Source organism: Kitasatospora sp. NPDC088779, assembly GCF_040685395.1.
Classification (GTDB): Bacteria; Actinomycetota; Actinomycetes; order Streptomycetales; family Streptomycetaceae; genus Kitasatospora.
The window spans coordinates 1-25,611 of sequence record NZ_JBFBHW010000082.1 but is presented as its reverse complement, the minus strand read 5'-3'; the positions used below and the strand labels follow the sequence as shown (position 1 = coordinate 25,611).

Here is a 25,611-nt window from a genome sequence, read left to right as displayed (position 1 = left end):
GTTTTTTTCGGCTTTTTTTTGGGGCCCCATCCTGGGGTGCCCGTGTTGTGCCCCCCCCCCCAACCGGCCACCACCGGCCAGCAGCAGCCGGGCTGCCAGCGGGAATCCAGCTTCCGGACCCCGTGGCTCCGGAGGTGGGATTCGAGGGGCCCCCTCGGGCCGGCCGTGGGGGGCGCTCACGGCCGGCCCGGTCATGCGGGTGGGGGGTCAGTGCGGGAGGTTCCACTTCTGGTTGTCGGCGCCGTTGCAGTCCCAGATGCCGAGCTGGTTGCCGTTGTTGGTGGCGAAGCCCAGGTCGTCCAGGCAGCGGCCGGACTGCGGGTTGAGCAGCGAGCCGTCGGACTGGGCCTTCCACTGCTGGGCGCCGCCGCCGTTGCAGTCGTAGAGCTGGATCATGGTGTGGTTGGCGGTGCCGCCGCCCTGCACGTCCATGCACTTGCCCAGGGCGCGCAGCGTCCCGTCCACCCCGACGGTCCACTTCTGGGCGTTCGTGCCGTTGCAGTCGTAGATCTGGACCGGGGTGCCGTTCTTGTTCTCGCCGCCCTGGACGTCGATGCACTTGCTCGCGTAGCCGCTGATCTGCCCCTGCGGCCCGGAGACCGGCGGCGGCACCGTCCCGAGGAAGACGACCTGCGGGAACATGACGGTGTCGCCGAAGTTGCACATGGCGGTGCTCATCCCGCTGCCGACGACGGCTCCGCCGATCGCCATGCGCATGTACGGGCCGGTGTGGTTGACGTAGTACTGGCACTGCGCCTGCACGCGCCAGATCTGCAGGGGGCTGATGTCCGTACAGGTTCCGATGACCTGGCCGCCGCCGGTGGCGATGGCGTTACACCCGCCGGCCAGCGACGCGCCCGAACTCGCCTGCTGTGCCTGGGCAGTGGCGGGCGCGGCCTGGCGCGCGGCGGTGGATGCGGCCTGGGCGGCGGCGGGGACGCTGAGTGCTGCGGCGGAGGCCAGCAGCGTGGTCATCATGACAACAGCGGTACGGCGCATGAGGGTTGGGCCCTTTCCGTGATGACAGGGTGATGGCACTGCTCAGATGTTGCGCAGGTTTGGCCATGAGCATTGCAGTGCCACCTGGGGTCGTCAACGGATGTGAGCCGACGAGATGTCGCCATTCACCTCAGCTCATCCGCGACCTGCTCGTTCCCGCCGGGCGGGAACCAGAAAGGAGCCGAAAAGGAGCCGAAAAGGAGCCGGACGGGAGCCGGACGGGAGCCGGACAGGAGCCGAACAGGGACTGGATCCAGCCGAATTGACGCAATCTCAGCCCAGCGCGCGGTCGAGGTTGAAGGCCGCGCTGATCAGCGACAGGTGGGTGAAGGCCTGCGGGAAGTTGCCGAGTTGCTCGCCGGTCGGGCCGATCTCCTCGGCGAACAGCCCGAGGTGGTTGGCGTAGGTGAGCATCTTCTCGAAGGCGAGCCGGGCCTCCTCCAGGCGGCCCGCGCGGGCCAGTGCCTCCACGTACCAGAAGGAGCAGATCGAGAAGGTGCCCTCCGAGCCGCTCAGGCCGTCCGGGCTGGTGGCCGGGTTGTAGCGGTAGACCAGGGAGTCGGAGACCAGGCCCTTGGTGAGCGCGTCCAGGGTGGAGAGCCACTTGGGGTCGGTGGGCGAGATGAATTTGGCCATCGGCATCATCAGCAGCGAGGCGTCCAGCTCGCCGTCGTCCAGGGACTGGACGAACGCGCCCAGCTCGCTCGACCAGCCGCGCCGCATGATCTGGTGGTAGATCGCGTCCCGGGTCTGCCGCCAGCGGGGCAGGTCGGCCGGCAGGCCGCGGCGGTTCGCCATCCGGATCGCCCGCTCCAGCGCCACCCAGCACATCAGCCGCGAGTACACGTAGTTCCTGCGGCCCCCGCGGGTCTCCCAGATGCCCTCGTCGGGCTGGTCCCAGTGGTCGCAGAGCCAGTCCGCCACCATGCCGACGTCCTCCCAGCCGTCGCTGCTGATCGGCTGACCCCACTTGTCGTACAGGTAGATGGAGTCGATCATGGCTCCGTAGATGTCCAGCTGGAGCTGGCCGGTGGCGGCGTTGCCGACCCGCACGGGTGCGGAGCCCAGGTGGCCCTCCAGGTGCGGCAGCGCGTACTCGGGCAGCTCGGTGCGCCCGTCGATGCCGTACATGATCTGCAACGGGCCGTTCGCGGCGGTGTCGCGCATGCGCTCGAAGAGGAAGCCCATGAACGCCTCGGCCTCCGAGGTGAACCCGAGGCGCAGCATCGCGTAGACGCAGAAGGCCGCGTCGCGGACCCACATGTACCGGTAGTCCCAGTTGCGCTCGCCGCCGACCTGCTCGGGCAGGCTGGTGGTGGGTGCGGCGACGATCGCGCCGGTCGGCGCGTAGGTGAGCAGCTTGAGCAGCAGGGCGGAGCGGTGGACCATCTCCCGCCACCGCCCCTGGTAGCGCGACCCGGCCAGCCAGTGGCGCCAGAACCGGACGGTCGCCTCGAACTGCTCCTCCGCCTCGGCGCGCGGACACGACCGGGCCGGGACGTCGTCGCCGATCTGGTCGAGGGCGAACACGACGGAGTCGCCCTCCAGGAGCTTGAAGTGCGACCACACGTCCAGTCCGTCGGTCTCCAGCGGTGCGGTGGCGGTCAGCGCGAGCGTGAGCGACGGGGAGCGGAAGACCGCGACGTGGCCTTCGAGGGACACGGTGTGCGCCTCGGCGCCGTAGCCGAAGCGCGGGGCGATCCGCGCCCGGAACGGGAGGATTCCCCGGACGCAGACCAGCCGGCGGATCAGCCGGTGCCGGGCGACCTCGGGCGACTCGTCGGCCACGGGCATGAAGTCCTGGATCTCCGCCACGCCGTCCGCGGCGAAGAAGCGCGTGATCAGCACGTTCGTGTCGGGGAAGTAGAACTGCCGGGTGCGGGTCGGGACGTCCGCGGCCAGCTCGAACGATCCGCCCCGGTCCGCGTCGAGGATGGCCCCGAACACGCTGGGCGCGTCGAAGCGCGGACAGCAGTACCAGTCGATGGTGCCGTTCGTGCCGACCAGGGCGGTCGTCCGGAGGTCGCCGATCAGGCCGTGCTCGGAGATCGGCAGGTACCGGCCGCTGTCCGCCTGCTCGAACCCCGTCGTGTCGAACGCCATGCCGACCTCCCCGCCGCTGTGGCGCGGGCTTGGAGACGAAGCCTTCCCAGCCATGGTAGATCGCCGTCGGCATGAAGGCCGGGCCGAGCACCGGCCGGGCCTCGCGGGCCCCTGCCGGTGCGGGCCCGGCCGGGGCGATCTCCGGCCGGTGCGGCTTCCGCCGTGGGCGCGGCCCCTCCCGTCCCGGCCGGGCAGGAGGGGCCGGACACGACGGGCCGGGCACGAGGGGCCACGCCCCGTGGTCAGCGGGTGACGCTCCAGACCAGGCTGCGGGTCAGCGCCGGGGTCAGGGCCGGGTCGATGACGGCCGAGGTGGGGTCGTTCGCGACGGCCTTGAGCTCGTGGGCGGCGGGCTTGGGGCCGGTGGGGCCGAGGTCGGAGACGGCGATCGTCTTGCGGTCGCGCAGGGCCGTCACCTCCTTGCCGTCGAGGTACCACCGCAGCTTGGTGCCGGAGACCGGGAGGTCGACGGTGAGGCGGTCGGTCGCGGTCAGCCGGGTGGTGACGGGCGTGGCGCTGGAGAGGGTGGAGGCGCGCCGGTAGAAGCCGGCGATCATCGCCTCGCGGCCGGGCAGGTTGAACTCGCGGCCGAGCGAGCGCATCACCGAGTTGTCGGTCGGCCGGTTGAGGCCGGACGGGTAGTTGCTGGCGCCCTGGTAGGCGCCGACCTTGCCGCCGTCGGGCGAGGTCTTGCCGAGCCAGCGGTACCACTTGGTCTTGTCCTGGCGCATCCGGTCGGCGCTCAGGGTGGTGATGTTGGGCTGCCCGGGCTCCGCGCCCTGGTAGGGCCCGGCCCCATCGGCCCAGTACTCGTCCGCGAGCTTGCCCAGCGAGTGGCCGGTCTCGTGCACCGCTATCTGGCCGGATGCGCCGTTGCCGCCCGCCACGGTGGCGATGCCCTCGTACCCGAGCGGCGACTGGGTGCTGCCGTAGCCGGCGCCGCCGTACTTGGCGGTGTTGGCGACGACGATCACGAGGTCGGCCTGCGGGGCCTTCGCGGCGTAGGCGTCGACGGCCTTGACGTCCACGCACAGCAGCCGCTCGATGGAGTTGCACCAGAAGTGCGAGCCGAGGGCGGTCTTGCGGACGGTGTTCTGCTTCGGGTCCCCGGAGACCCCCGACTGTGCGGAGACCGCGCCCACGGCCCACACGTTGAACAGCTTGCGGTAGGTGGCGTAGGGCTCGACGGCGCTGATGTCCTTCCACTTCGCCGCGGCGTCCTTGCGGAACTTGTCCTGCTCCGAGGCCGTGTAGCCGTCGCCGATCATGACCACGTCCAGCTTGCTGTCCGTGCTCCCGTTGTTGACGACCTTCGTGACGGCGCCGTCCCCGGCAGCGGCCCCGGCGGCGTCCACGCTCATGGACTGCTCGGCTACGAAGGGGGACGCCGAAGGGACCTTGGTCCGGCTGATGGCGCCGTCCTCGGCGAAGACCTCGACGTCCTGGTCGCCCGGGAAGGCGCCCGGGAAGGCGTCCGGGAAGGCGGTGACGGCGGCCGGGTCGGACGGGACGTCGACCGGCTCGGACGGGGCGGCGACCGCCGGGCCGACGCCGACGGCGAGGGCCGCCAGCGTCGTGACGCCGGCCAGGAGGACCGAGGTGAACCTGCTGTTGCGCAAAGGAGTTTCTCCGAAATCGATGGGCGGCGAGGGCCGGTGACGAGCTTTCCGGGACATGACGCGCGGTGCCGCACGGTCCCGCGCCGTGACACCGCCGCCCCCCGCCAACACGGCCGCACCAGGCACGAGCTGACTGGGCGACATCGCCCGGTCGCCACCTCACCGGTGGATACGGCCGGTCCCCCACGAACGGTTCACACCGGCTGCCGCCATGGTGGTGACGGCGTCCTCGAAGTGGTCGACGACGGCCAGGCGGCCTGCGATGTCCACTCGTACGATGCCGCCTGCGCGCAGCCGGCCGAACGAAGGAAGATCGGGCCCAGTCATGAGTAATCCCCGCGTGTGGCACGGGACTTGAGCACACTCCCGGCCCGGGCTGTCGCGAGCACGACCGGCGACAGCCGAGTGGCCAGGTTCCTGGCCAGGATGCCGCCGCGGCCGGCCGGGACGAGCAGCGCGAAGGCCGCTCGTACGGACTGCCGGGCCTGGTCCACCAGCCCCCGGTGCGCGGCCTCGTAGCGGGCCAGGGCCGCGCGGTGGTCGGCGGGATCGGCGGCCAGGGCATCGGCCAGGCTGTAGGCGCCCGCCATGGCCAGGCTGGAGCCGCCGCCGAAGAGCGACACGCAGGACGCGGCGTCGCCGAGCAGCGTGACCCGGCCCCGCGACCACTGCGGCAGCCGGACCTGGCTCACCGCGTCGAAGTACAGTTCCTCGCTCTCGCGCACCTGCGCCAGCACCTCGGGCGCGCGCCAGCCCATCCCGGCGAACGCGGCGGTCAGCAGTCGCCGGTGCTGCTCGGTGTCGCGGTGGTCGAAGTCCGGCACTGCGGCGGACCGGACCATGAACGCGGCCAACGGCCTGCCGCATCCGGGATGCACGCAGAGAGCACGGCCCGGCGCGTTGTGGATCGCCACTTCCCGCAGGTCGCCCGCCGCCCCGGCCAACGGCATGGTGGCCACGTACATCCCCAGGTGGCGGACGAACCCGGACTCCGGGCCGAAGGCCAGCCGGCGGACGGCGGAGTGCAGGCCGTCGGCGCCGACCACCAGGGCGAAGCGGCGGGGGCGGCCGTACTCGAAGGTGACGTCGACACCCGCCTCGTCCTGGCTCAGGCTCGCGATCGAGTCGCCGAACACGAACTCGGCGTCGTCCCGGCTCGCTTCGTGGACGATCGCGGCGAGATCGCCGCGCGGCAGCTCGACCGTGTCGGCCCGGGCCGCGCCCGACAGGCCCCGCAGGTCGATCCTGCCGACCCGGCGGCCCGCGCCGTTGTAGAAGCCCACACCGGTCACCTGGGTGGCGGCCGCACGGAGGCGGTCCCTGATCCCCATCCGCTCGGCGACCTCCATCGCGCGACCGGCGACATCGACCGGGCTGCCGCTGGAGCGTACGGCCGCGGCCCGCTCGACCACGGTCGGCTGGAAGCCGTGGCGGGCCAGCCAGTGGGCGAGCGTCGGTCCGGCGATGCCGGCCCCGGAGATCAGCACGGTGCGATCGGCCGTCTTGGTCGAGGCGTTCATGGACGCTCCTTCTGTCATCGCCTGATCGCGTGTCATCGCCTGATCGCGGTCAGGCCGACTCGCGGCAGCCGTCGCCGGTCAGCGGTCGCGTCGGCGCTCCCGGACTGACCATCGGTCAGTAATTTGACGCTACGCCCTGACCGCTGGTCAGGCAAGGGGCAGCGACTAGGCTCCCCGTATGACTGCCGAGAACCCCGACACCCGGGCACGGATCCTTGCGGTGGCCCTGGAGGAGTTCGCCGCGCACGGCTACCACGCCACCTCGGTACGCGGGATCGCCGAGCGGGTGGACGTGACGAAGGCCGCGGTGCTGTACCACTTCCCCAGCAAGGCGGACATCCTCGGCGCGCTGATCGAACCGATGCTGGACGACCTGGACGCCGCGCTGGCGCCCACCGGCCCGCCGGATCCGGCCGCAGTCCGCTGGGCGGCGATCGAGGGGCTGCTCGACGTCTGGCTGCGCCACCGCGACCTGCTGCGGATGAGCCTGTACGACGCGGCGCCGGGCCTCTCGGGCCCGGGCTTCACGCGCTTCCGCGACGGGATGATGCGCGCGAACGTCCTGGTGGCGGGGCCCCACCCGGACTTCGTCGCCCGGGTGCGCGCCGCCCAGACGATCGCCATGCTCTCCGACCCGGTGATCCTGCTCGCCGACGCCCCGCCCGAGGACCTGCGCGCCTGCGTCCTGGCCGGGGTGCACCGGCTGCTGGACGGCCCCGAACCGCCCGCCGCCGGCCCTGGGCGCGTCGGCGGTGAGCGGCGCGGCCGACCGAGCGCGATGAGCCCGGCGATGGTCGACACCGCCCGGCGCCTGCACGCGGCCGGCCGCACCGCCGAGCAGATCGCGGCGGCACTCGGAGTCTCCCGGGCGACGGTCTACCGCCACCTGCCGACGTAGCCGGAGACACGAGAACCGCCGCCAGGCAACGGCTAATAATGAGACTTCATTGAGACACCGGAGGTCATCTCAGCGGTGATGCCGGTCGGACAGGCGCAGGAAGTGTCCACCCCACCGGTGCTCCGGGTCTCGCGGTGCGTCACGCGCCGCTGGCCTCCTCGATGCCCGATCTCGCGGCGGCGTCCTGCTGTTGACGGGGCAGAGCGACGGCGCCGACCGGAGAAGCGGCATCAGGAGCACGGATGAGGCGCCGCACGAGCGGGTTGACGGGCAGGGTCGCGGCGAAGGCGGTGACGAGGAGAACGGTGAACAGCCGGTCGCCGATGATGCCGAGGTCACGGCCCAGGGTCAGGATGAGGACCTCGCCGAGGCCCTTGGTGTTGAGCAGGACCGCCACCGTCGTGGCCTCACCGCGCGGCACGCCGATCAGCCGGGCACCCAGTCTGGCGCCGGCGAACTTGCCGCCCCACGTGACGGCCAGGAACACCACCACCGCGACCAGGCTTCCGGAACCCAGCCCGCCGATGTCCACGGACAGCCCGGTGAGCGCGAAGAAGACCGGCACCAGCAGCGCCCCCGCGTGGCGCATCGGCGCCTCGACGGCGTGCCGCAGTTCCTCGGCGGCGTCGCGCGGCATGGCCAGCCCGAAGGCGAAGGCGCCGATCACGGCGTGCATGCCGAGCCACGAGGTGGTCCACGCGGACAGCAGGATCCCGCTGCCGAGGGTCAGCAGGACGAGCAGGGGATGTCCGTCGGCGCGGACCGGCCGGCGCAGCAGGCGCCGCAGCAGCGGGCGGATCACGAAGGCCATCGCCGCCGCGTAGCAGGCGAGTTCGGCGAGCGAGAGGAGGACGTGGTCCGAGCCGCCGCTCCGGGCCACGGAGGCGATGCAGGCGACGCCGCACCAGGCGGTGATCTCGGTGAGCGCCCCGCAGGCCGTGGCCATGGCCCCGGTGCGGGTCGCCTGCAGCTGGTTCTCCCCCACGATGCGCGCGAGCACCGACAGCGCGCTGGCGGACAGCGCGATGCCCAGGAACACGGCCAGCAGCACGGGGGACGTCTCCGTACCGATGAGGCGGGGCCACCTGGCCGCGAGGACGGCGGCCAGGGCGACCGCGAGGGCGAAGGGCACGGCGACGGAGGCCGCGGTGACCGCCACCACGGTGCGGACCCGCCCGTTCAGCTGCTTCAGGTCGAGTTCCCAGCCGACGGCGAACATGAAGAGCGCGATGCCCAGTTGGGCGATCACCGACAGGTGCTCACGGACCTGGGGCGGGAAGAGGACGTGCGGGAGGTCGCCCGGCAGCAGCCCGAGGACGCTCGGCCCCAGGATCACCCCGACCGCGATCTCGCCGACCACCACCGGTTGACGCAGGCGAGTGCGCAGCGGCGACAGGGCGAGCCCGATCAGCAGGATGGTCGCGATGTCGGCCAGCGCGGTCGAGGAGGAGCCTTCCATGGTCGTGCGCCTTCCTGGAAACGGGGACCTGCGCGGCCCGGTGACGCGGCCCCTGCATTATCGGGAAGGGCCCGTTCGTCGACGTAGCGTTCCCCGCGTGTCGCGGTCGCGTGGCTCCTCCCCCGCGCCCCGACCCGGACCTTCACGCCCTAGTTGGTGCCGGCGGTCAGCTCGCTGAACAGTTTGTTTGCCGACTCGGAGGCGAACTGGCGCTGGAGCTCGGCGCGGGCGATCTGCTTCTTGAACTCGCCCTCGTAGCCGGTGAAGCCCGCGTTGTGCATGGTGTCGGTGATCCACGTGGCGAACGCCTGGTAGTTCCAGATGTGTGGCAGGCAGGTCTGCGAGTAGCTGTCGAGGAGGCCGGAGTCGCCCTCCTTGGCGTGGCGGATCACTGCGCGGGCGAAGACCTCGGTGTCGTGCAGAGCGAGGTGGATGCCCTTGGCGCTCATCGGCGGCACGATGTGCGCGGCGTCGCCCAGGAGGTAGAGGCTGCCGTAGCTCATCGGGTCGAACACCACACTGCGCAGCGGAACGATCTGCTTGGACAGGATCTGCCCGCGCGAGGGCGGCGTGCCGAAGCGGGCCTCCAGCTCGCTCCAGATCCGCTCGTCCGGCCACTGCTCGGGGGTGTCGTCGACCGCGCACTGCAAGTAGATCCGGCTGGCTTCGGGGCCGCGGGGGATCATCCCGGCCAGTCCCAGTTCGTGGATCGCCATGCCCGAGGGCTTGGTCTCGGTGGCGGCCAGGACGCTGAGCCAGGAGTAGCCGTACTCGTGGGAGTACTCGGTCAGCGCGGAGGCGGGGATGGAGCGGCGGGAGACGCCGTGGAAGCCGTCGCAGCCGGCGATGAAGTCGCAGTCGACGGCTCGCGCCGCACCGTCGGCGTCCCGGTAGCGCACCACGGGGTGGCCCTGGGTGAGGTTTTCCAGGGTGACGTCTGCGGCTTCGTAGCGCAGGTCACCGCCCTCGCGGAGGAAGACCTCGGTGAGGTTGCGCACCAGGACCTGCTGCGGGCAGTACAGGCTCTCGTTGTTGTCCTCGTCCACGTCGATCGGCATCGCGTGGCCGTCGATGTAGAAGCCGCCCTCGCTGTACGGGATGGGGTCGCCTGCGAGGACCTCCTCCAGGCCCCATTCGCGGAGGAGGCGCACGCCGAAGGTGTCGATCGTTCCGGCGCGCTGGCGCTTCTCGACGTAGGCGCGAGGGTGCTTCTCCAGCACGACGCAGTCGACGCCGTTGCGCAGCAGGAAGTTGCCGAGAGTCAGACCGGCGACGCCGGCCCCGATGATGACGACGGCCGTGTCGTCGTGTGTCTCAGTCATGCGTGCGAGCCCTTCATGATCCGTGCAGTGGTCGGTACGCGCCGAGCGCGTACGTCGCGGCGGCGGCCGTGAGGTCGGAGGGCCGGCGCTCGCTCGCTGTCCACTATGGAAGACCCGGCGGGCCGCGAACCACTGGTAAGTCGACACCCGATACCGGAAACCCGCCAAGCTGGCTCTGGCGTCGCGCGCTGTGCACCTGACCAGCGCGAACCGCCCGGGTGGGGGCTAGCGCGCGTGGAAGCGCAGGCCGGCCTGATAGCGGCCGGGGGTCTGGCCGACGACTTCGGTGAAGGCGTCGATGAAGGTGGACGGATTGGACCATCCGCACGCGACCGTGGTCTCCGTCACCGTCATCCCGTCGGTCAGGTGCGCCAAGGCGTGGTGGATGCGCAGCGTGGTCCGCCAGCGGTGGAAGCTCATGCTCAGCTCGGCGTGGAACAGGCGGCTGAGCGTGCGCTCGCTGGCTCCCACCGCCTGGCCGAGCTCGGCCAGGGTGCAAGGCCGGGCGGGGTCCGCGCGCAGCAGGTCGGTGGCGGCGCGCAGCCGGTCGTCGCTCGCTTCGGGAAGGTGGAGGGAGGTCTCGGCGGCGTCGGCCAACTCGTCCACGATCACGGCGAGCAGGCGCCGGTGGGCGCCAGGCCGCCGTTCTGGCTCGTCGGTGAGCGCCAGAAGGGCCTCGCGCAGCAACGGGCTTACCGCGAAGACGCTGGGGTGATCGATGAGCACGGCGCACAAGTCGAGTGGGACGGACACCAGCCGTACGTCGGTCTGCCCGTAGAAGCGGTGCGAGTGGGCAAAGCGCGGAGGCGTCCAGGTGATCCGGTCCGCCGGGGCGACCCACGTGCCGCGCTCCGTCGCCGTGACCAAGGCGCCGGCGGCGGCGTAGACCAGCTGACCGTGGACGTGGCTGTGTGGATCGAGCTGAAAGCCGTGCGGCAGCCAGGCACCGCCTTTCAGGATCTCCTCGTCTGCATCGGCGGGCAGCGGTGAAGTATGGCGGGTTGTCGGCATCGGGCGTCAGTTTACCGGTGGTCTCGCGCAGAGCGTCGCGCCGACAGTGGTCGCATGACCACGGTGACGCTCAAGTCCCGTCCCCGGTGGAGGTAGCGGTGGCCTCCCGGATCCAGCGCCCGCGCAAGCGGCGGATGCTGTCGTTGACCGTGCAGGGAAGCGAGCAGCCCAGTCCGCATTTCATGACCGTCACGCTCGGCGGCGAGGACGTCCAGCACCTGGAGCGGGCAGGCTTTGTCGCCTTCCCCGCCGCCGTATGGGGCGCCTTTGCCGCGGCCGTTCGCCAGGGGGAGTTCCCGGCTTGGCGCACCCGGGCCGGGCCGGTCAGTCGTGGGGGCGGGCCAGCAGGGCGGCCGAGTTCGGGTCGCCGACGAAGGTCGCGGCCACTCCCTTGACCACGGCCAGCGCGGCCGGCAGTGCCGCCACGGCCGCCGCCTTGAACGCGCCGATCGACGTCAGGTCGAATCCGTCCGCCAGCAGCAGGCCGAGGAACGCCACGGCGTAGGTGGCGACGGTGCGTTCGGCCAGGTCGATGATGAACTTCCGCATGGTCGGGACTCCTTCGCGGTGAAGGTGCAGAGGTACACGGGGGGCGCTCGGAATCGCCGTCCCTGGTGTACACGTTCACGCTGTCGAGTTCCGACGACGGGCTCGGCGGTCCAGTCCGGTGCCCCGCACACGCGTGGTGTGCGGGGCACCGGCTCCAGGGTCACCCGGGCGTCACAGCCCGGCCGTCACCCTTCGTGCAGGGCCCACTTGCTGCTGTCGACCTGCACCGTTCCGGGCAGCGCGATGAGTTCGGGCTTGAACAGCGGTGGCGCGCCCATCGCGGGCTCCCAGGTGGCCAGCTTCTCGTCCTGCGGAACCTCGATCCGCCGGTCCGCGGTGAGGTCGGCGACCACCTTCAGGAGCAGTCGCACGCCGAGCGGCGCCAAATGGTCGCGCCACAGGCTCTGCGCGGTCGAGCCCGGAGGCACGAACAGGTGCTCCTGGGCGGCGAGCGGGCCCGCGTCCGTGCGCTCGGTGAGGTGGTAGACGCTTCCGCCCGTCACCTTGTCGCCGTCGCGGATCGTCCACCGGATGGCGTCCCGGCCGCGGTGCAGCGGCAGCAGGCTGGGGTGGTAGCCGATGGTGGCGACGGCGGCCCGGGCGCGGGTCTGGCGGCCGAGGAAGGCGTGCGAGTGCGCGGCGACGATGATGTCCACCCCGTCCGGGATGTGCCGCGCGCGCAGTTCGGCCGAGTCCGTCCACGGGACGTCCTTGTGGTACGCCCAGGAGCGCAGGCGGTCCCAGCACATCGCGTCGCCCTCGTCGGACTTCCCCTTGCGCAGCCGGGGAGCGGCCGAGCCGACGATCTTGTGCCCGTCGTCCGACAGGGCTTCCGCGACCGCGACCGCGAATCCCCCTTGTCCTGACATGTAGATGTTCATCCGGATCAGTCGACCTCTTTCAGTCCGCGGCGGTCGGGCTCGAACCGCACCGGCATCGTGGAGAACCCGGTCAGGAAGTTGGACCGGATCCGCAGCGCCTCCTCGGTCTGCTCGAACCCGGTGGTGAAGTCCCGCAGGGCCGTGAGCAGTTCGGCGATCTCCACCTTGGCCAGGTACGAGCCGACGCAGAAGTGCGGGCCGTAGCCGAAGGCCAGGTGCTTGTTGGGGGTGCGGCCGAGGTCGAACACCCCGGGCCGCGCGAAGACCCGTTCGTCCCGGTTGCCGGAGGCGTGCCAGAGCGTGACGATGTCGCCCGGGCGCAGCCGTACGCCGTGCAGTTCGGTCTCCCGTACGGCGCTGCGCCCGAAGTGCATCGTGGGAGAGGCCCAGCGCAGCACCTCGTCCACGGCGGTCTCGACCGCGACCTCGCCGTGCTTGAACCGCCGCCACTGCTCGGGCCTGGCGGCGAGCGTGTGGACGCAGTCGATCATCGTCAGCCGGCTGGTCTCGTCGCCGCCGATGATCAGGCTGTAGCAGTTGAGCACGACGTCCTCGTCGGACAGCGGCACACCGTCGATGGAGCTGCCGATCAGCATGCTGATCACGTCGTCGCCCGGGGACTCGCGCCGCTCCTCGACGACGTCCAGGAAGTACATCAGGATCTCGTTGCGGGCCATCTCGGAGTCGACCTCGTCGACGTCCTCGTCCTCGGCCGACAGCGCGGTCCTGGTCAGGCCGAGCAGGTAGTCCCGGTCCTGCTCGGGCACGCCGAGCAGGTTCGAGATCGTGGTCATCGGGATCCGGCCGGCGATCTCCTCGGCGAACTCGCAGCCGCCGGACTCGACCGCCTCGCGGATCCACTGCCGGGTGTTGACCCGGACCGTCCGCGCGACCTCGTCGAGCACCCTCGGCGAGAGCACCCGCTGGAGGATCTTGCGCAGTTCGTGGTGCCGGGGCCCGTCGGTGACGGCCAGCATCCGGCCGGCCCCGGCGTCGCCGCCCTCCAGGAGCGTGACGAGCACGTTGCCGCGCTCGGACGTGAAGTTCGCGTTGTCCCGGTAGGTGGCCATGATGTCGTCGTGGCGGGAGAGCACCCAGAACCCCCGGCGGCCGTCGACGGGCGGGTTCCAGTGCATCGGGGCGGTGTCCCGCAGGGTGCGCCAGAACCCGTCGAGGTCGTGGTCCGCGAAGGTGGCCGGGTCGCCCAGGTCCACGGTGTCCGGTGCCGGCGTGCTCATGGTCACCAGTCCGTGCGCCAGAACCGGCGCGGCTGGAACGGGTAGGTGGGCAGCGGCACGCGGCGGCTGGCCTCCCCCAGGTGCAGGGCCTCGAAGTCCACCTGCTGGCCGGTCACCCAGGCGGCGGCCAGCTCGGACAGCGCCCGCGCGTCCTGGCCGGACGGCACGATCCCGTTGTCGTTGCGGGAGAAGCGGGAGAAGGAGCCCGGGTCCGCCTGCGGGGCGGCGGCGGTCGTGGTGGCGGGGCCGCGGACGGCGTCGTCGGACAGCGCCGCGATCAGCTCCGCGCGGCTGCGGACCACGGCCGCCCACCGGCGGGCCATCACCTTGCGGCCGAGGTTGAGGCTGAAGCAGACGTCGTCCAGGCGCAGGTCGGGGTCGGCCTCCAGCCGGTCCTTGAGCCGCGCGCGCTGGCGGGCCAGCGCGTCGTCGTCCAGGGCGGACAGGGTGGCCAGCCGCGGCCGGCCCTCGTCCTCGGGGGCGCGTCCGGCGGCCGTCGGGGCCTCCTCCAGCAGCAGGTGCGCGTTGTAGCCGCCGCCACCGATCGAGGTGATGCCCGCGCGGCGGATGCCGGCCTCCGGCTCCCAGTGCGCCCCTTCGATCTGCGGCACGAAGGGGGTGCTGGGGAAGTCGAGGTCCTGGTTGACCTCGGTCAGGTTGATCGTCGCCGGGAGCGTCTTGTGGTGCAGCGCCAGCGCGGCCTTGATCGCGCCGAAGCCGCCCGAGACCACGCCGCCGTGGCCGACGTTGCCCTTGACCCCGCCGATCGAGGTGGTCGCGGTCTGCTTCCCGAACGCCATGGTCGCCGCGTGCACTTCGAGCTCGTCGGTCATCGGCAGGCCGAGGCCGTTGGCCTCGTACATGGACACCGTGTCCGGGGTGACGCCGCCGACCTCCATGGCGTTGGCGATGCAGGCGCTCAGCCGCTCGGGCTGGGCCAGGCCGTACGCCATCGCGCTGACGCCGTTGTTGTTGACGGCCGAGCCCTTGACCACGGCGTAGATGTGGTCGCGGTCGGCGACGGCGTGGCCCAGCGGCTTCAGCAGCACGGTGACGACCCCGCTGGACAGCGCGGTGCCGGTGCCGTTGGCGTCGAACGGGCGGCAGTGGCCGTCCTTCGACAGGATGCGGTTCTCCTCCCACAGGTGGCCGCGCGGGTGCGGCAGGCGGACCATCGCGCCGCCGGCGATCGCCAGGTCGGTCTGGCCGAGCAGCAGCGACTGACAGGCCAGGTGGACCGCGTAGTGGAAGCCCGCGCAGACGGCGGCGACGGTGACGGCCTCGCCGATGAGCCCCATGTAGTACAGCGCGTTGGAGGTCATGGTGTCCGGCGACCACGCCAGGCTGGCCTCGATCGCCTCGGGGCCGACCGACACCCGGTCCGGCGGGGAGCTGTAGAGCGCGGCGGTCTGCGGGTTGTTGGCGCCGTACATGCCGATCTCGGCCCTGAGCCGGTCCGGGTCGTAGCCGCCGTCCTCCAGCGTCTCCCAGGCGCTCTCCAGGAACAGCCGGTTCTCCGGGGTCATCGCGGCCGCCATCCGGTCGCTGATGCCGAACACCGACGGGTCGAACTTGTCGTACGTGTCGAGCACGCCGCAGGCCCGCACGTAGAACGGGCTGTGGATCAGGGTCTCGTCGACGTGGATGTCGTCCTTGGCCAGGAACGACACGGACTCCCGGCCGTGGACGAGGTTGTCCCAGAACTGCTCCTTGGTGCGGGCTCCGGGCGCCCGCAGGGACATGCCGATGACGGCTACGTCGCCCGGGTCGTAGTCCTGCTCGGGGTTGTCGGTCATGGGGAGGCTCCTGCTTCGTTTCGAGTGAGGGTGACTCAGCGGCCGCTGTACGCAGACGTCGGCGGCTCAGCGGCCGGTGGCGCCGCCGCGGCCGCGCAGCGCGGCCCGACGGGTGTTGGCGCGCGCACGGGCGGACTGGACCGCCTCGGGGGTGGCGCCGCTCTCGTCGTCGAGCCAGCGGGCGAGGGAGGAGATGTCGCGGAAGCTGAAGAGGTCGGGCACCCGGACGCGGCGGTCGAAGCGCCGGGTCATCAGCCGGGCGAGGCGGATGAGCAGCAGGGAGTCCCCGCCGAGGTCGTAGAAGGCGGACTGCACGTCGATGCTCGACGGTTCGAGGTCGAGCAGTTGGCCCCAGATCTCCGACAGGGCCACCTCGGTCGGCGTGCCGGCGGCCGTCAGGGGCCCGCCGCTGTCGGCGGCCGGCGGCTCGGGCAGCGCGTTGCGGTCGAGCTTTCCGCCCGGCCCCAGCGGAAGGGCGGCGAGGACCACGAGCGTCGCGGGCACCATGTAGTCGGGCAGTTCGACGGCGAGCCTGCCGGTGACGGCGCTCTGGAGCGCGGCGTCCAGCCGGGGGCCGCCTTGCGGCGCGTCGTCGCCGGCGGGCACGACGTAGCCGACGAGCCGGTTGCCCCGGACGACGGCGGCGGCCTCCCGGACTTCGGGGCAGCCGGTCAGCCGGGCCTCGACCTCCTCCAGCTCGATGCGGTAGCCGCGCAGCTTGACCTGGTGGTCGGTGCGGCCGAGGAAGCGGAGTTCGCCGCCGTCGGTGAACTTGACGACGTCCCCGGTGCGGTACATCCGCTCGCCGTTGCGGAACGGGTCCGGCACGAAGCGTTCGGCCGTGGTGCGCGGCCGGTTGACGTAGCCGTGCGCGAGGCCGGCGCCGCCGAGGTAGAGCTCGCCGGGCTCACCGGCCGGGAGCGGCTTCAGCTGCTCGTCGAGCACGTAGACCCGGTCGCTGGTCGTCGGCGGGCCGATCGTCGGTTCGTCGGTCCCGTCCTCGGGCACCGGCCCGAACGAGCAGAAGACCGTCCCCTCGGTGGGGCCGTAGGCGTTGAACACCCGGTCGGCGCCGGTCTCCCGGTAGGTGCGGTCCACCAGCTTGCGGCGCAGGGCCTCGCCGCCGAACACGACCGTGCGCACGTTCGGCGGCAGGGCTCCGGCGTCGAGCAGGCTGTTCATGACCGAGGGGACGACGTTCAGGTGGGTGATCCGGTCGGCGTACCGGCTCTCCGGCAGGTGCACGGCGCTCTCGACGAGCACGACGGCGCCGCCGCGGCACAGCGCGTTGAAGATCTCCATCACGGACAGGTCGAAGCAGACCGAGCTCGCCGCCGAGACTCCGCTCAGGTCGCAGCCGTCGAGGACCCGGTCCATCTCGGCGAGCATCGCCACGCAGCCGCCGTGCCGGACGGCCACGCCCTTGGGCCTGCCGGTGGAGCCCGAGGTGTAGATGACGTACGCGGTGTCGCCGGGCACGACCGCGACGGGCTTCGCGCCGGGCTCGGTCGTGACGTTCTCCCCGAGCACGACCACGGTCGGGCCGGGCGGGCAACTGGCCCGGGACGCGGGGGTGGTGAGCAGCAGACGGGTCCCGCTGTCCTGGACCATGAAGGTCAGCCGGTCGGCGGGGTAGTTCGGGTCCAGCGGCAGGTAGCAGGATCCGGCGCGCAGGGCCGCCAGGATGCCGACGAGCAGGTCGGGGGTGCGCTCGACGCAGATGCCGACCGGGACGCCGGGGCCCGCGCCGTCGGCGACCAGCCGTTCGGCCAACTCCCGGGAGCGCTCGTTCAGTTCGCCGTAGGTCAGGACGCCGGCGTCGGAGTAGACGGCGGTCGCGTCGGGGTTCTTGAGGGCCTGCTCGACGAACGCGGAGTGCAGGGTTTCGGTCACCGGTCCGTCTCCTCGGGGAGGCCGGTCGGCGCGAAGTCGCCGATGGCCCGGTCGGGTTGGGCGATCGCGTCGAAGAGCACGGTGCGGTACAGCGCGAGCAGTGCCGTCACGGTCTGCCTTTCCAGGTAGCTCGGTTTGAACTGGACGTGGCCGGCCACCTCGCCGTCGATGTCGGCCATCGAGATCTCGAGGTCGAACTTGGCGAGGTGCCTGCGCACCTGAAGCGGTTCGAGCGGCAGCGCGCCGTCGGGCGTGATGGTGTCGCCGATGCCGTGGAAGAGCTTGACGGACCGGGGGAACGCGTCCGAGGAGAGCCAGTTCACCACCACGTCGAACCACGGGGAGCGCCCCTCGGCCCTCGGCGGCCGCAGCTGGGAGGCCAGCAGGTCGAGGGGGTAGTTCATGTGCTCCAGGAGGCCGAGCGAGAAGGCGTGGACCTCGCGCAGCAGCTCGCGGAAGCTGCGGTCACCGGCGGGGTTCGCCCGCACCAGCACGGTGTTGAGGTAGTAGCCGATGGCGGATTCCCAGCCGGGTTCGGCGCGTTGGGCGATGGCGGTGGCCAGTACGGCGTCCTCGGTGCCGACCGCGCGGTTGAGCGTGGCGAAGAACCCGGCCAGCACGACGGTGCTGATCGACACGCCTTCTCGTACGGCGAACTCCCGCAGCAGGCGGGTCTCTTCGGCGCTCCAGCGGAAGGCGAGGTCGCGGCCCTCGTAGGTGACGCCCGGCGGCCGCTCCTTGGTGGACAGGTCGAGGTGGGCGGGCGGGTCGGCCAGCTTCTGCGACCACCAGTCCAGGGCCGCGCCGGCCACCGGCCCGGCCAGCCACTGCCGCTCCCACGCGACGAACTCCGTGTACGGGACGACCGGCGCGCTGTCGGCGGGGTCGGCGCCCTCGTAGTACTCCTGGAGTTCGCGGATCATGACGTCGGCCGACGCCGCGTCCGACGCGATGTGGTGGACGAGCACCAGCAGGTAGTGGTCCGCCGGACCGCGCGTCATGAGGACGATCCGCACCAGCGGCCCGTTGTCCAGGTCGAGCGGCTCGTGCCCGTAGCGGGCCAGTTCCTCGCGGGCCTGTTCGTCGTCCAGGTCGGTGCCGTCCGCCACGACGAACTCGTACACCGGTTCGTCCAGGATGACCTGGTACGGGCTGCCGCCCGCCTCCACGAAGAGGGTGCGCAGCGCGGGGTGGCGCTCCATCACGGCCCGTACGGCGCGGTCCAGGGCCTTCTCGTCGACGGCGGTCCGGATCCGGGCGGTCACCATGAAGTTGTAGGGCACGGCGTCCGGCGCGACCATCTGCATGAACCACAGCGAGGCCTGGCCGTGCGAGGCCGGTGCCAGTGCGAGGCCGAGGCCGTCGGCGCGCAACTGGTCCAGGGCCGGTGCGTCGGTGGCCTCCAGCAGTCCGCGCGCGTCCAGTTCGTCCACCAGCTCCTCGGCGTCCAGTTCGGACAGCTCGTCGAGGTACGTCCGGTCCGGCTCGGCCTCGGGGGCCGAGGCGGGGGCGGGGGCGGCCGACGGTACGGGCGGTGCCGTCGCGGGCGCGGCCGGTCCGGCGGTGAGCTCGACGAAGTGGCCGACGACCTCGGAGATGGACCGGCCGTCCAGGAACACCACCGGCGACACCCGGTGCCCGAACAGCGACTGCAGCCTGTTGACGAGGCGGATCGCCAGCATCGAGTCGAGGCCGAAGTCGAGCATGCTGGCGTTCACGTCGAACCTGCTCACCGGCACGCCCAGCGCGTCGGCGAGCTCGGCGAGGACGACCTCCGCCACCGGCCGGATCTCCGTCGGCTGCTCCTCCTCCACCACACGGGCCACGGGCACGGCCGCGGCTTCGACGGCCGGGGCCGGCGCCTGGACGGGGCGGGGCTCGGTGTCGATCCAGTAGCGGTCCTTCTGCCACTGGACGAGCGGCGTCTCCACGACCTCGACGTCGTCGGCGAACAGCGGGTCGAAGGTCAGCGGCAGGCCCCTGACGTACAACGACGCGGCGGCGCCCAGCAGGCAGCGGAGGTCGCTCTCGTCGCGCCGCAGGGAGTTGATCGCGTGCACCTGGGCGCCACGGGTCAGCGCGATCTCCTCGACCGCGCCGCGCAGCGTCTCGTGGGGGCCGATCTCGATGAAGGTGCCGACGCCCTGGTCGACCAGCGCGCCGATCGTCTCGGCGAACCGGACCTGGTTGCGCAGGTTGTGCACCCAGTAGTCGACGTCGGCGACCGGGTTCACCGTGTCGGCCAGTGCCGTGGAGTGGAAGTCGATGCCGGGCGTCAGCGGGGTGATGCCGTCGATGTCCGCGCGCAGCGGCTGGAGCAGCGGGTCCATGCCGGGGCTGTGCACCGGCCGTTCGACCCGGATCCGCCGGGTCGAGATCCCGTCCCGCTTGAGGTCGGCTTCCAGGGCGTCGACGGCTTCGGGCGAGCCGGAGACCGCCGCGCTGGTGGGGCTGTTGACCACGGCGACGGCCGCGTGCGCGGCGTAGGGGGCGAGCCGCGGCAGCAGCTCCGCCTCCGGCAGGTCGACCGAGATCATGGCACCCGCGGCGGCCTTGCGCTCCAGCAGGTGCGACCGGGCGACCACCACGCGGGCGGCGTCCTCCAGCGACAGCGCGCCGGCCACGCAGGCGGCCGCGACCTCGCCCAGGCTGTGCCCGACGACGGCGGTCGGCTGGATGCCGAGTCCGAGCCAGACCTGCGCCAGCGAGACCTGGAGGGCGAACAGCACCGGCTGCTGGAAGTCCATCTCCTCGTACCCGGCCTCGTCGGCCGGGGCGGCGAGCCGGTCGAGCACCGAGCAGCCGCCGGCCGCGCGCACGGCGGCGTCGCAGGCGTTCATCCAGGTGCGGAAGCCGGCGTGCGAGCGCAGGAGTTCGCGGCCCATGCCGACCCACTGGGTGCCGCCGCCGGAGAACACCAGCGCGACCCGCCGGTCGACGGTGCCGGAGACCGTGCCCGTGACGACGTCGGGGTGCGGCTGGCCGGCGGCGACCCTGGCGAGGCCGTCCAGGACGTCCTGCCGGTTGCGGGCGAACAGGGCGATCCGGTGGTTGTGGTGGGTGCGCCTGGCGGCGAGCGTGTAGGCGAGGTCGGAGACCCGCAGGCCCGCGTCGCGTTCGACGTGGTTGGACAGCTCGCGGCAGGTGTCGGCCAGCGCGCCGGCCGTACGGGCGGTGACGGGGACGAGGTGCACCTGCTCGTCGGCGGCGGCGTCGCTCCGGCCGGGCGTGACGTGCCGCCCGCGGTCGCCCGCGAGGAAGGGGTGGGCCGCGACGGGGAGGCCGGCGGTGTACAGGGCGCCGAGCGAGCCGAGCAGGGTCGAGGCCTCGTCGGCGCCGCGGCGCAGCGAGGGCAGGGTGGTCGCCGTCAGGATCTCCGACACCGACTTGAGCAGGACGGGGTGCGGGCTGATCTCGATCACCGCGTCGACGTCGTGGTCGCGCAGCTTCGTCAGGGCGTCGACCACCCGGATCTCCCGGCGCAGGTTGTCCGCCCAGTAGTCCGGCCCGAGCTCGGCACCGTCGACGCGTTCGCCGGTGACCGTCGAGATCATCGGGATGCGGGTGGTCCGGGGCCTGATGCCGTCGAGTTCGACCTTCAGCGGGGCGAGGACGTGGTCGACCAGCGGGGAGTGCGGGGCGTGGCCCATCCGGACCCGGTGGTTGGTGACGCCCGCCGCGGTCAGCCGCCGGACGAGGTCGTCGATCTCCTGCGGTGTGCCGGTGACCAGGGTGGAGTTCAGGCCGTTGTGGCCGGAGACGGTGAGCCGGCCGGTCAGGTACGGCCCGACCTCGTCGGCGGCGGTCATCACCACGATGCCCTCGCCGCGCCCCACGGCGAGCTGCTGGAGGAGCCGGCCGTGGTGGGCGGCCAGGCGGGAGGCGTCGTCGAAGTCGAGCGCGCCGGCGATGTGGGAGGCGGCGAACTCGCCGACGCTCTGCCCCACGACGACGTCCGGCTCCACCCCCAGCGAGCGCCAGGCTTCGGCCAGCGCGACCTGGAGGGAGAACAGCAGCGGCTGGAAGACGTCCATGTCGTCGATGCGGCCGTCCGGGGACATCAGCTGCTCGACGAGCGAGAAGCCCAGCAGCTCCCGCATCCGCCGGTCGGACTTCATCATGGACCGGCGGAACACGGGCATTCCGGCGAGCAGTTGCCGGCCCATGCCCACCCACTGCGAGCCGTTGCCCGAGAACAGGAAGGCCACCCGCGGCCTGCGTCCGGCCCGCTCCCCGACGCTCAGCCCGGCGGCCGTCGCCCCGCTGCCGAAGGCGTCCAGCTGGGAGCGGAGTTCGGGCATGTCGCGGGCGGTGGCCGCGAGCCGGAACGGGCCGTCGCCGGGCGTCCGGCGGCAGAGCGCGCGCAGGTCGCTCTCGTCGCGCAGCGCCCGGGCCCGCTCGGCCAGCGCCTCCCGGGAGTCCGCGGCCAGCAGGAGCAGCGAGCTCTCGGGGCGCGGCAGTTCCTCGACGGCGACGTGGCAGATCGCGCCGCCGAACCCGAACGAGCTGACGCCGCCCCGGCGGGCGTCGGAGCGTCGCGGCCACGGCGCCAGCCGGTCCTGGACGGTGAGGTTGTACTCGTCGAACATGATCTGCGGGTTCGGCGCGCTGTAGTGCAGGCTCGGCGGCAGCACACCGTTGCGCATCGACATCGCGAGTTTGACCAGGCCGACGATGCCGGCGGCCGCCTCCAGGTGCCCGACGTTGGACTTGACGGACCCGAGCCGCAGCGGCTCCGTACGGCCGCCGCCCAGCACCGCGCCGATGGCGTTGGCCTCGATCGGGTCACCGAGGGGCGTCGCGGAGCCGTGGCACTCGATGTAGTCCACGAGGTGCGGGGCGATGCCCGCCCGCTGGTACGCGGTGCGGAGCATCTTCTCCTGCGCCTGGGGGTTCGGCGCCGTCATGCCGTTGCTCAGGCCGTCGTTGTTGGAGGAGCTGCCCTTGATCAGGCAGTACACCGGCAGGTCGCGCTCCAGCGCCACGCTCAGCGGGGCGAGCACGACGACGCCGGCGCCCTCACCGCGGACGTAGCCGTTGGCGCGGGCGTCGAAGGACTTGCAGCGGCCGTCCGGGGCGAGCGCGCCCATCGCGTCCATGGCGGTGTAGTAGTCGGAGACGAAGCTCAGGTTGACGCCGCCGGCCAGCACCAGGTCGCTCTCGCCCAGCCAGATCGACTGGCACCCCACGTGCACCGAGACCAGCGATCCGGCGCAGGCGGCGTCGATGGCCATGCTCGGGCCCTGGAGGCCGAGGACGTAGGAGACCCGGTTGGCGATGATGCCGTCGTGCATGCCGGTCGCGGTGTGCGGGGTGATCTGGCTGTCGGGGCCGCGGTAGTGCGCCAGGGCGGCGTAGTCGCCCCAACAGGAGGCCATGAACACGCCGGTGTCGCTGTCGACCAGGCTGTGCGGCGCGATGCCCGCGTCCTCCAGCGCCTCCCAGGACAGTTCCAGGATCAGGCGCTGCTGCGGGTCCATCTGGACGGCTTCGCGGGGCGAGATGCCGAAGAACAGCGGATCGAACCGGTCGATGCCGTCGATGAATCCGCCCCAGCGCACCCTGTCGTTCAGCAGCTCGCGTCGCGCGGCCGGTACCGGCCCGACGGCGTCGCCGCCCTCGACCAGCAGCTGCCAGAACGACGACGGGTCCGGCCCGCCGGGGAACCGGCAGCCGATGCCCACGATCGCGACGGGCTCGTGCGAGGGCAGGCGGCGGCGCTCGGCACTCGGGGCGGGCTCCGCGGCACGCGGACCGTCGACGAGCGCACGCGCCAGCCCGTCGACGGTCGGGTACTGCCACATCCAGGTGGCCGGGACCTGCCAGCCGAGGAACTCGGACAGCGAGGCCGCGAGCGTCACCGATCTCAGCGAGTCCAGTCCGTACCGGTGCAGCGGCGCCGAGCGGTCCACCGCGCTCGCGGACACGTCCAACAGCTCGACAACACGGGAAAGCAGGAAATCCGTTACGGCGGAAATGTCTCGCGCTGCGCGCTCTCGGGGCACGGCGACTCCCTCAACAGGGCGGATGGAATGGACGGGTGGAGCTTCACGGCCGACCGGTCGGGGGGGTTCGGTCCGCACCCGGGCAGCCGGACACGGGGGCGGCTCATGACGCGGAGGGTCCCCTTCGCCGCATCAAGTTCCTGGGTGGGGCCGATGGTTGGCGTGCGGATGGGGTCGGCGTTTCCGACCTCCGCGTTCACAGCGAGTGAGAACTCCCGTTCGTGTACCGCTGTTTCGGCTGGCGGCGCAGCTCGCTCTCACCGCGGGAGAAATCACGGGCATCTCTGGGTCACATCGGTCCGCGAGTGCATCGACGACAGGATCACGTACGCGGATTCTTCACCTGCACGGCTACTGTCGATGGGCTCCAAGGTCCATTTGGTCAAGCGCGACGAGTATGCTGATTGAGGCAAAATGGATCGTCAGTGCTAATCCGACCGGCGGACAGCAGAGTGCCAGTTTGTTAATGGTGAGACAAGCGCCATTCGAGGGCCGGTTGAGGCAGTGGCGAGATTTGATCTCCAAGTGTCCGGTTCGAGTTGGAGCTGTCGGCGGTCCGAAATGGCGCCTCGACTCAGCAGCGCCCCCGCGTCACCGCGCCCCGGCCGGGACAGGCGCACGACCCCGCGAAAGGCGCGCTCCACCGGCACGCGATTGGGGTAGACAGCGGCTGAGTGACCCATGCAAGCTGACCCCCATGGCAGTTGAGAATCTTGATGCGGCGTCAGTCGATGCCGACCGTTCCTTAGCCGGTCCCACCGGCCGCGACGTCGACGGCAGGCCCGCATGACCGACGCCACCGATACCAGCGACAGCACCGACACCGCGGTCAAGCCGGCGCTCCGGCCGGGACTGGCACTCGGCGTACTGGCCGGGGCGCTCGCCCTGGACGTGAGCGGTCTCGGAGTCCTCAACGCCGCCCTGCCGTCGGTCGGAGCGCGCTTCGACCTGGACGAGACCACGCTCCAGTGGGTCATGACCGCCTACGCCGTCACGTTCGCCGGCTTCCTGCTGGTGGGCGGCCGACTGGCCGACGTCCTCGGCCGGCGGCGGGTGTTCGAGGTCGGGGTCGCCCTGTTCACCGTGTCCGCGCTGGTCGGGGCGCTGGCCCCGGACACCGCGGTGCTGCTGGGCGCGCGCGCCGCCCAGGGCATCGGCGCCGCCCTGTCCGGGCCGGCCGCGCTGGCCCTGCTCACCGAGACGTTTCCGGCCGGTCCGGCGCGCAACCGGGCCTTCAGCGTGTACGCGGCGGTCGGCGCCGCGAGCTTCAGCGGCGGGGTGCTGCTGGGCGGCGTACTGACCCAGTTCTTCGGCTGGCGTTCGGTGCTGTGGTTCTCGGTGCTGCTGGGGCTCGCCGTGCTGGCCGCGACCCGCGCCGGACTGCCCGGTGGCGCCGGGCACAGCGGCCGACTGGACCTGCCCGGCGCGATCACGGGCACGCTCGGACTCACCCTGCTCGTCGTCGGCGTGAGCAGCGACGGCGCGACGGCGTGGATCGTCCTCGGCGCCGCGGTGGCCTTCCTGGCGCTGTTCCTCGTGCGCGAGCACCGCACCGCCGACCCGGTGCTTCCGCTCGCCCTCTTCCGGATCAGGTCGGTCCGGGCCGCGAGCCTGGCGGCCTTCCTCCAGTACATGGGATCGGTCGGGCTGCTGTTCTTCGCGCCGCTGTACCTCCAGGGGATGCTGGACTACTCCCCCTTCGAGTCCGGTCTCGCGCTGGTGCCGATGTCCCTGGCCGTGTTCCTCACCGCCAACTTCGCCACCGGACGCCTGCTGGCCCGGTTCACCCCGCGCACGCTGATGGCGGTCGGCCTCGTCCTGATCGGCGGGGGTGCCGCACTGTGGCTGGGCACACCGCACGACGGCGGCTACGTGCAGTACGTGCTGCCCGGCCTGGTGCTCAGCGGCATCGGCCAGGGGCTGAACTTCCCCTCGATGACGTCCGCCGGGCTCACCGGAGTCCCGGCGCGGCAGCACGCCGTCGCCGGGGCGGTGAACGTCGTGGCGCAGCAGATCGGCGCCAGTGCGGGCGTCGCGGTGATGGTCCTGGTCGCCGCGACCGGCACGGACCAGCTCGCCGGCTACCACCTCGCCTACCTCACCGCCGCCGGCGCGTGCGTCCTCGGTGCGGCGGTCATCGCCGTACGACGGCAGGCCTGAGGGGCCCGGCCTGCCGGCTCCCGGGGTTCGGGGTTCGGGGTTCGGGCGAGATCATGCGGAAGGGGGGGGGGGGGGGGCCCCCCGGGGGGGCGGCCCCCCCCCCCCCCGGCACGCAGCACGTCAGCGCGGCCAACGCGATAAAGAATTTTAGAAAAATC

16 protein-coding genes are annotated in these 25,611 nt (G+C 71.9%); 2 read left to right on the top strand and 14 right to left on the bottom strand.

From position 1 onward, the window contains the following. Nucleotides 1-207: 207 nt before the first annotated feature. The 5 genes from AB0P03_RS39155 to AB0P03_RS39135 form a co-directional block, all read right to left on the bottom strand. The gene (locus AB0P03_RS39155; protein ID WP_363633467.1) at nucleotides 208-978 is read right to left on the bottom strand and encodes a ricin-type beta-trefoil lectin domain protein; all 771 of its coding nucleotides are present in this window, start codon (nucleotides 976-978) and stop codon (nucleotides 208-210) included. Between the two features lie 294 nt (nucleotides 979-1,272). After that, nucleotides 1,273-3,102, bottom strand: a complete 1,830-nt coding sequence (locus AB0P03_RS39150; protein WP_363588771.1) for a glycoside hydrolase family 15 protein — start codon at nucleotides 3,100-3,102, stop codon at nucleotides 1,273-1,275. 242 nt (nucleotides 3,103-3,344) lie between these two features. Next, the gene (locus tag AB0P03_RS39145; protein ID WP_363621531.1) at nucleotides 3,345-4,721 is read right to left on the bottom strand and encodes a M64 family metallopeptidase; all 1,377 of its coding nucleotides are present in this window, start codon (nucleotides 4,719-4,721) and stop codon (nucleotides 3,345-3,347) included. Between the two features lie 159 nt (nucleotides 4,722-4,880). After that, the gene (locus AB0P03_RS39140) at nucleotides 4,881-5,048 is read right to left on the bottom strand and encodes a hypothetical protein (protein WP_363633465.1); all 168 of its coding nucleotides are present in this window, start codon (nucleotides 5,046-5,048) and stop codon (nucleotides 4,881-4,883) included. After that, on the bottom strand, nucleotides 5,045-6,241 hold the full coding sequence (locus AB0P03_RS39135) for an FAD-dependent monooxygenase (RefSeq protein ID WP_363633463.1): 1,197 nt from the start codon (nucleotides 6,239-6,241) through the stop codon (nucleotides 5,045-5,047). Before AB0P03_RS39135 ends, AB0P03_RS39140 begins: the two co-directional genes overlap by 4 nt. Before the next feature lie 178 nt (nucleotides 6,242-6,419). Here AB0P03_RS39135 and AB0P03_RS39130 point away from each other — a divergent pair, with 178 nt between their 5' ends. Continuing rightward, complete coding sequence (locus AB0P03_RS39130) at nucleotides 6,420-7,139, top strand: TetR family transcriptional regulator (RefSeq protein WP_363588779.1); 720 nt, start codon at nucleotides 6,420-6,422, stop codon at nucleotides 7,137-7,139. A 139-nt stretch (nucleotides 7,140-7,278) separates the two neighbouring features. Here the strand turns inward: AB0P03_RS39130 and AB0P03_RS39125 are convergent, their stop codons facing one another. The 9 genes from AB0P03_RS39125 to AB0P03_RS39085 form a co-directional block, all read right to left on the bottom strand. Next, on the bottom strand, nucleotides 7,279-8,598 hold the full coding sequence (locus AB0P03_RS39125; RefSeq protein WP_363633462.1) for a cation:proton antiporter: 1,320 nt from the start codon (nucleotides 8,596-8,598) through the stop codon (nucleotides 7,279-7,281). Between the two features lie 149 nt (nucleotides 8,599-8,747). Next, the gene (locus AB0P03_RS39120; RefSeq protein ID WP_363588783.1) at nucleotides 8,748-9,920 is read right to left on the bottom strand and encodes a 4-hydroxybenzoate 3-monooxygenase; all 1,173 of its coding nucleotides are present in this window, start codon (nucleotides 9,918-9,920) and stop codon (nucleotides 8,748-8,750) included. Between the two features lie 225 nt (nucleotides 9,921-10,145). After that, nucleotides 10,146-10,931: a helix-turn-helix transcriptional regulator gene (locus AB0P03_RS39115; RefSeq protein ID WP_363588785.1), complete on the bottom strand. Its 786-nt coding sequence runs from the start codon at nucleotides 10,929-10,931 to the stop codon at nucleotides 10,146-10,148. A 324-nt stretch (nucleotides 10,932-11,255) separates the two neighbouring features. Next, nucleotides 11,256-11,480 (bottom strand): holin, encoded by a 225-nt coding sequence (locus AB0P03_RS39110; RefSeq protein WP_350880880.1) that lies wholly within the window; start codon nucleotides 11,478-11,480, stop codon nucleotides 11,256-11,258. Nucleotides 11,481-11,665: 185 nt separating this feature from the next. Continuing rightward, nucleotides 11,666-12,361 carry a formyltransferase family protein gene (locus AB0P03_RS39105; protein WP_363633460.1) on the bottom strand — a complete coding sequence of 232 codons (696 nt, stop codon included), beginning with the start codon at nucleotides 12,359-12,361 and terminating at the stop codon, nucleotides 11,666-11,668. 5 nt (nucleotides 12,362-12,366) lie between these two features. Next, nucleotides 12,367-13,605, bottom strand: a complete 1,239-nt coding sequence (locus AB0P03_RS39100) for a cytochrome P450 (RefSeq protein ID WP_363633458.1) — start codon at nucleotides 13,603-13,605, stop codon at nucleotides 12,367-12,369. Continuing rightward, nucleotides 13,602-15,395: a type I polyketide synthase gene (locus tag AB0P03_RS39095; RefSeq protein WP_363633456.1), complete on the bottom strand. Its 1,794-nt coding sequence runs from the start codon at nucleotides 15,393-15,395 to the stop codon at nucleotides 13,602-13,604. The genes AB0P03_RS39100 and AB0P03_RS39095 overlap by 4 nt, the downstream gene beginning before the upstream one ends. A 66-nt stretch (nucleotides 15,396-15,461) precedes the next feature. Further along, nucleotides 15,462-17,288: a non-ribosomal peptide synthetase gene (locus AB0P03_RS39090; RefSeq protein WP_363633455.1), complete on the bottom strand. Its 1,827-nt coding sequence runs from the start codon at nucleotides 17,286-17,288 to the stop codon at nucleotides 15,462-15,464. Beyond that, the gene (locus AB0P03_RS39085) at nucleotides 17,285-23,293 is read right to left on the bottom strand and encodes an acyltransferase domain-containing protein (protein WP_363633453.1); all 6,009 of its coding nucleotides are present in this window, start codon (nucleotides 23,291-23,293) and stop codon (nucleotides 17,285-17,287) included. Before AB0P03_RS39085 ends, AB0P03_RS39090 begins: the two co-directional genes overlap by 4 nt. A 786-nt stretch (nucleotides 23,294-24,079) precedes the next feature. Here AB0P03_RS39085 and AB0P03_RS39080 point away from each other — a divergent pair. After that, nucleotides 24,080-25,453, top strand: a complete 1,374-nt coding sequence (locus AB0P03_RS39080) for an MFS transporter (RefSeq protein ID WP_363633451.1) — start codon at nucleotides 24,080-24,082, stop codon at nucleotides 25,451-25,453. Nucleotides 25,454-25,611: the final 158 nt, after the last annotated feature.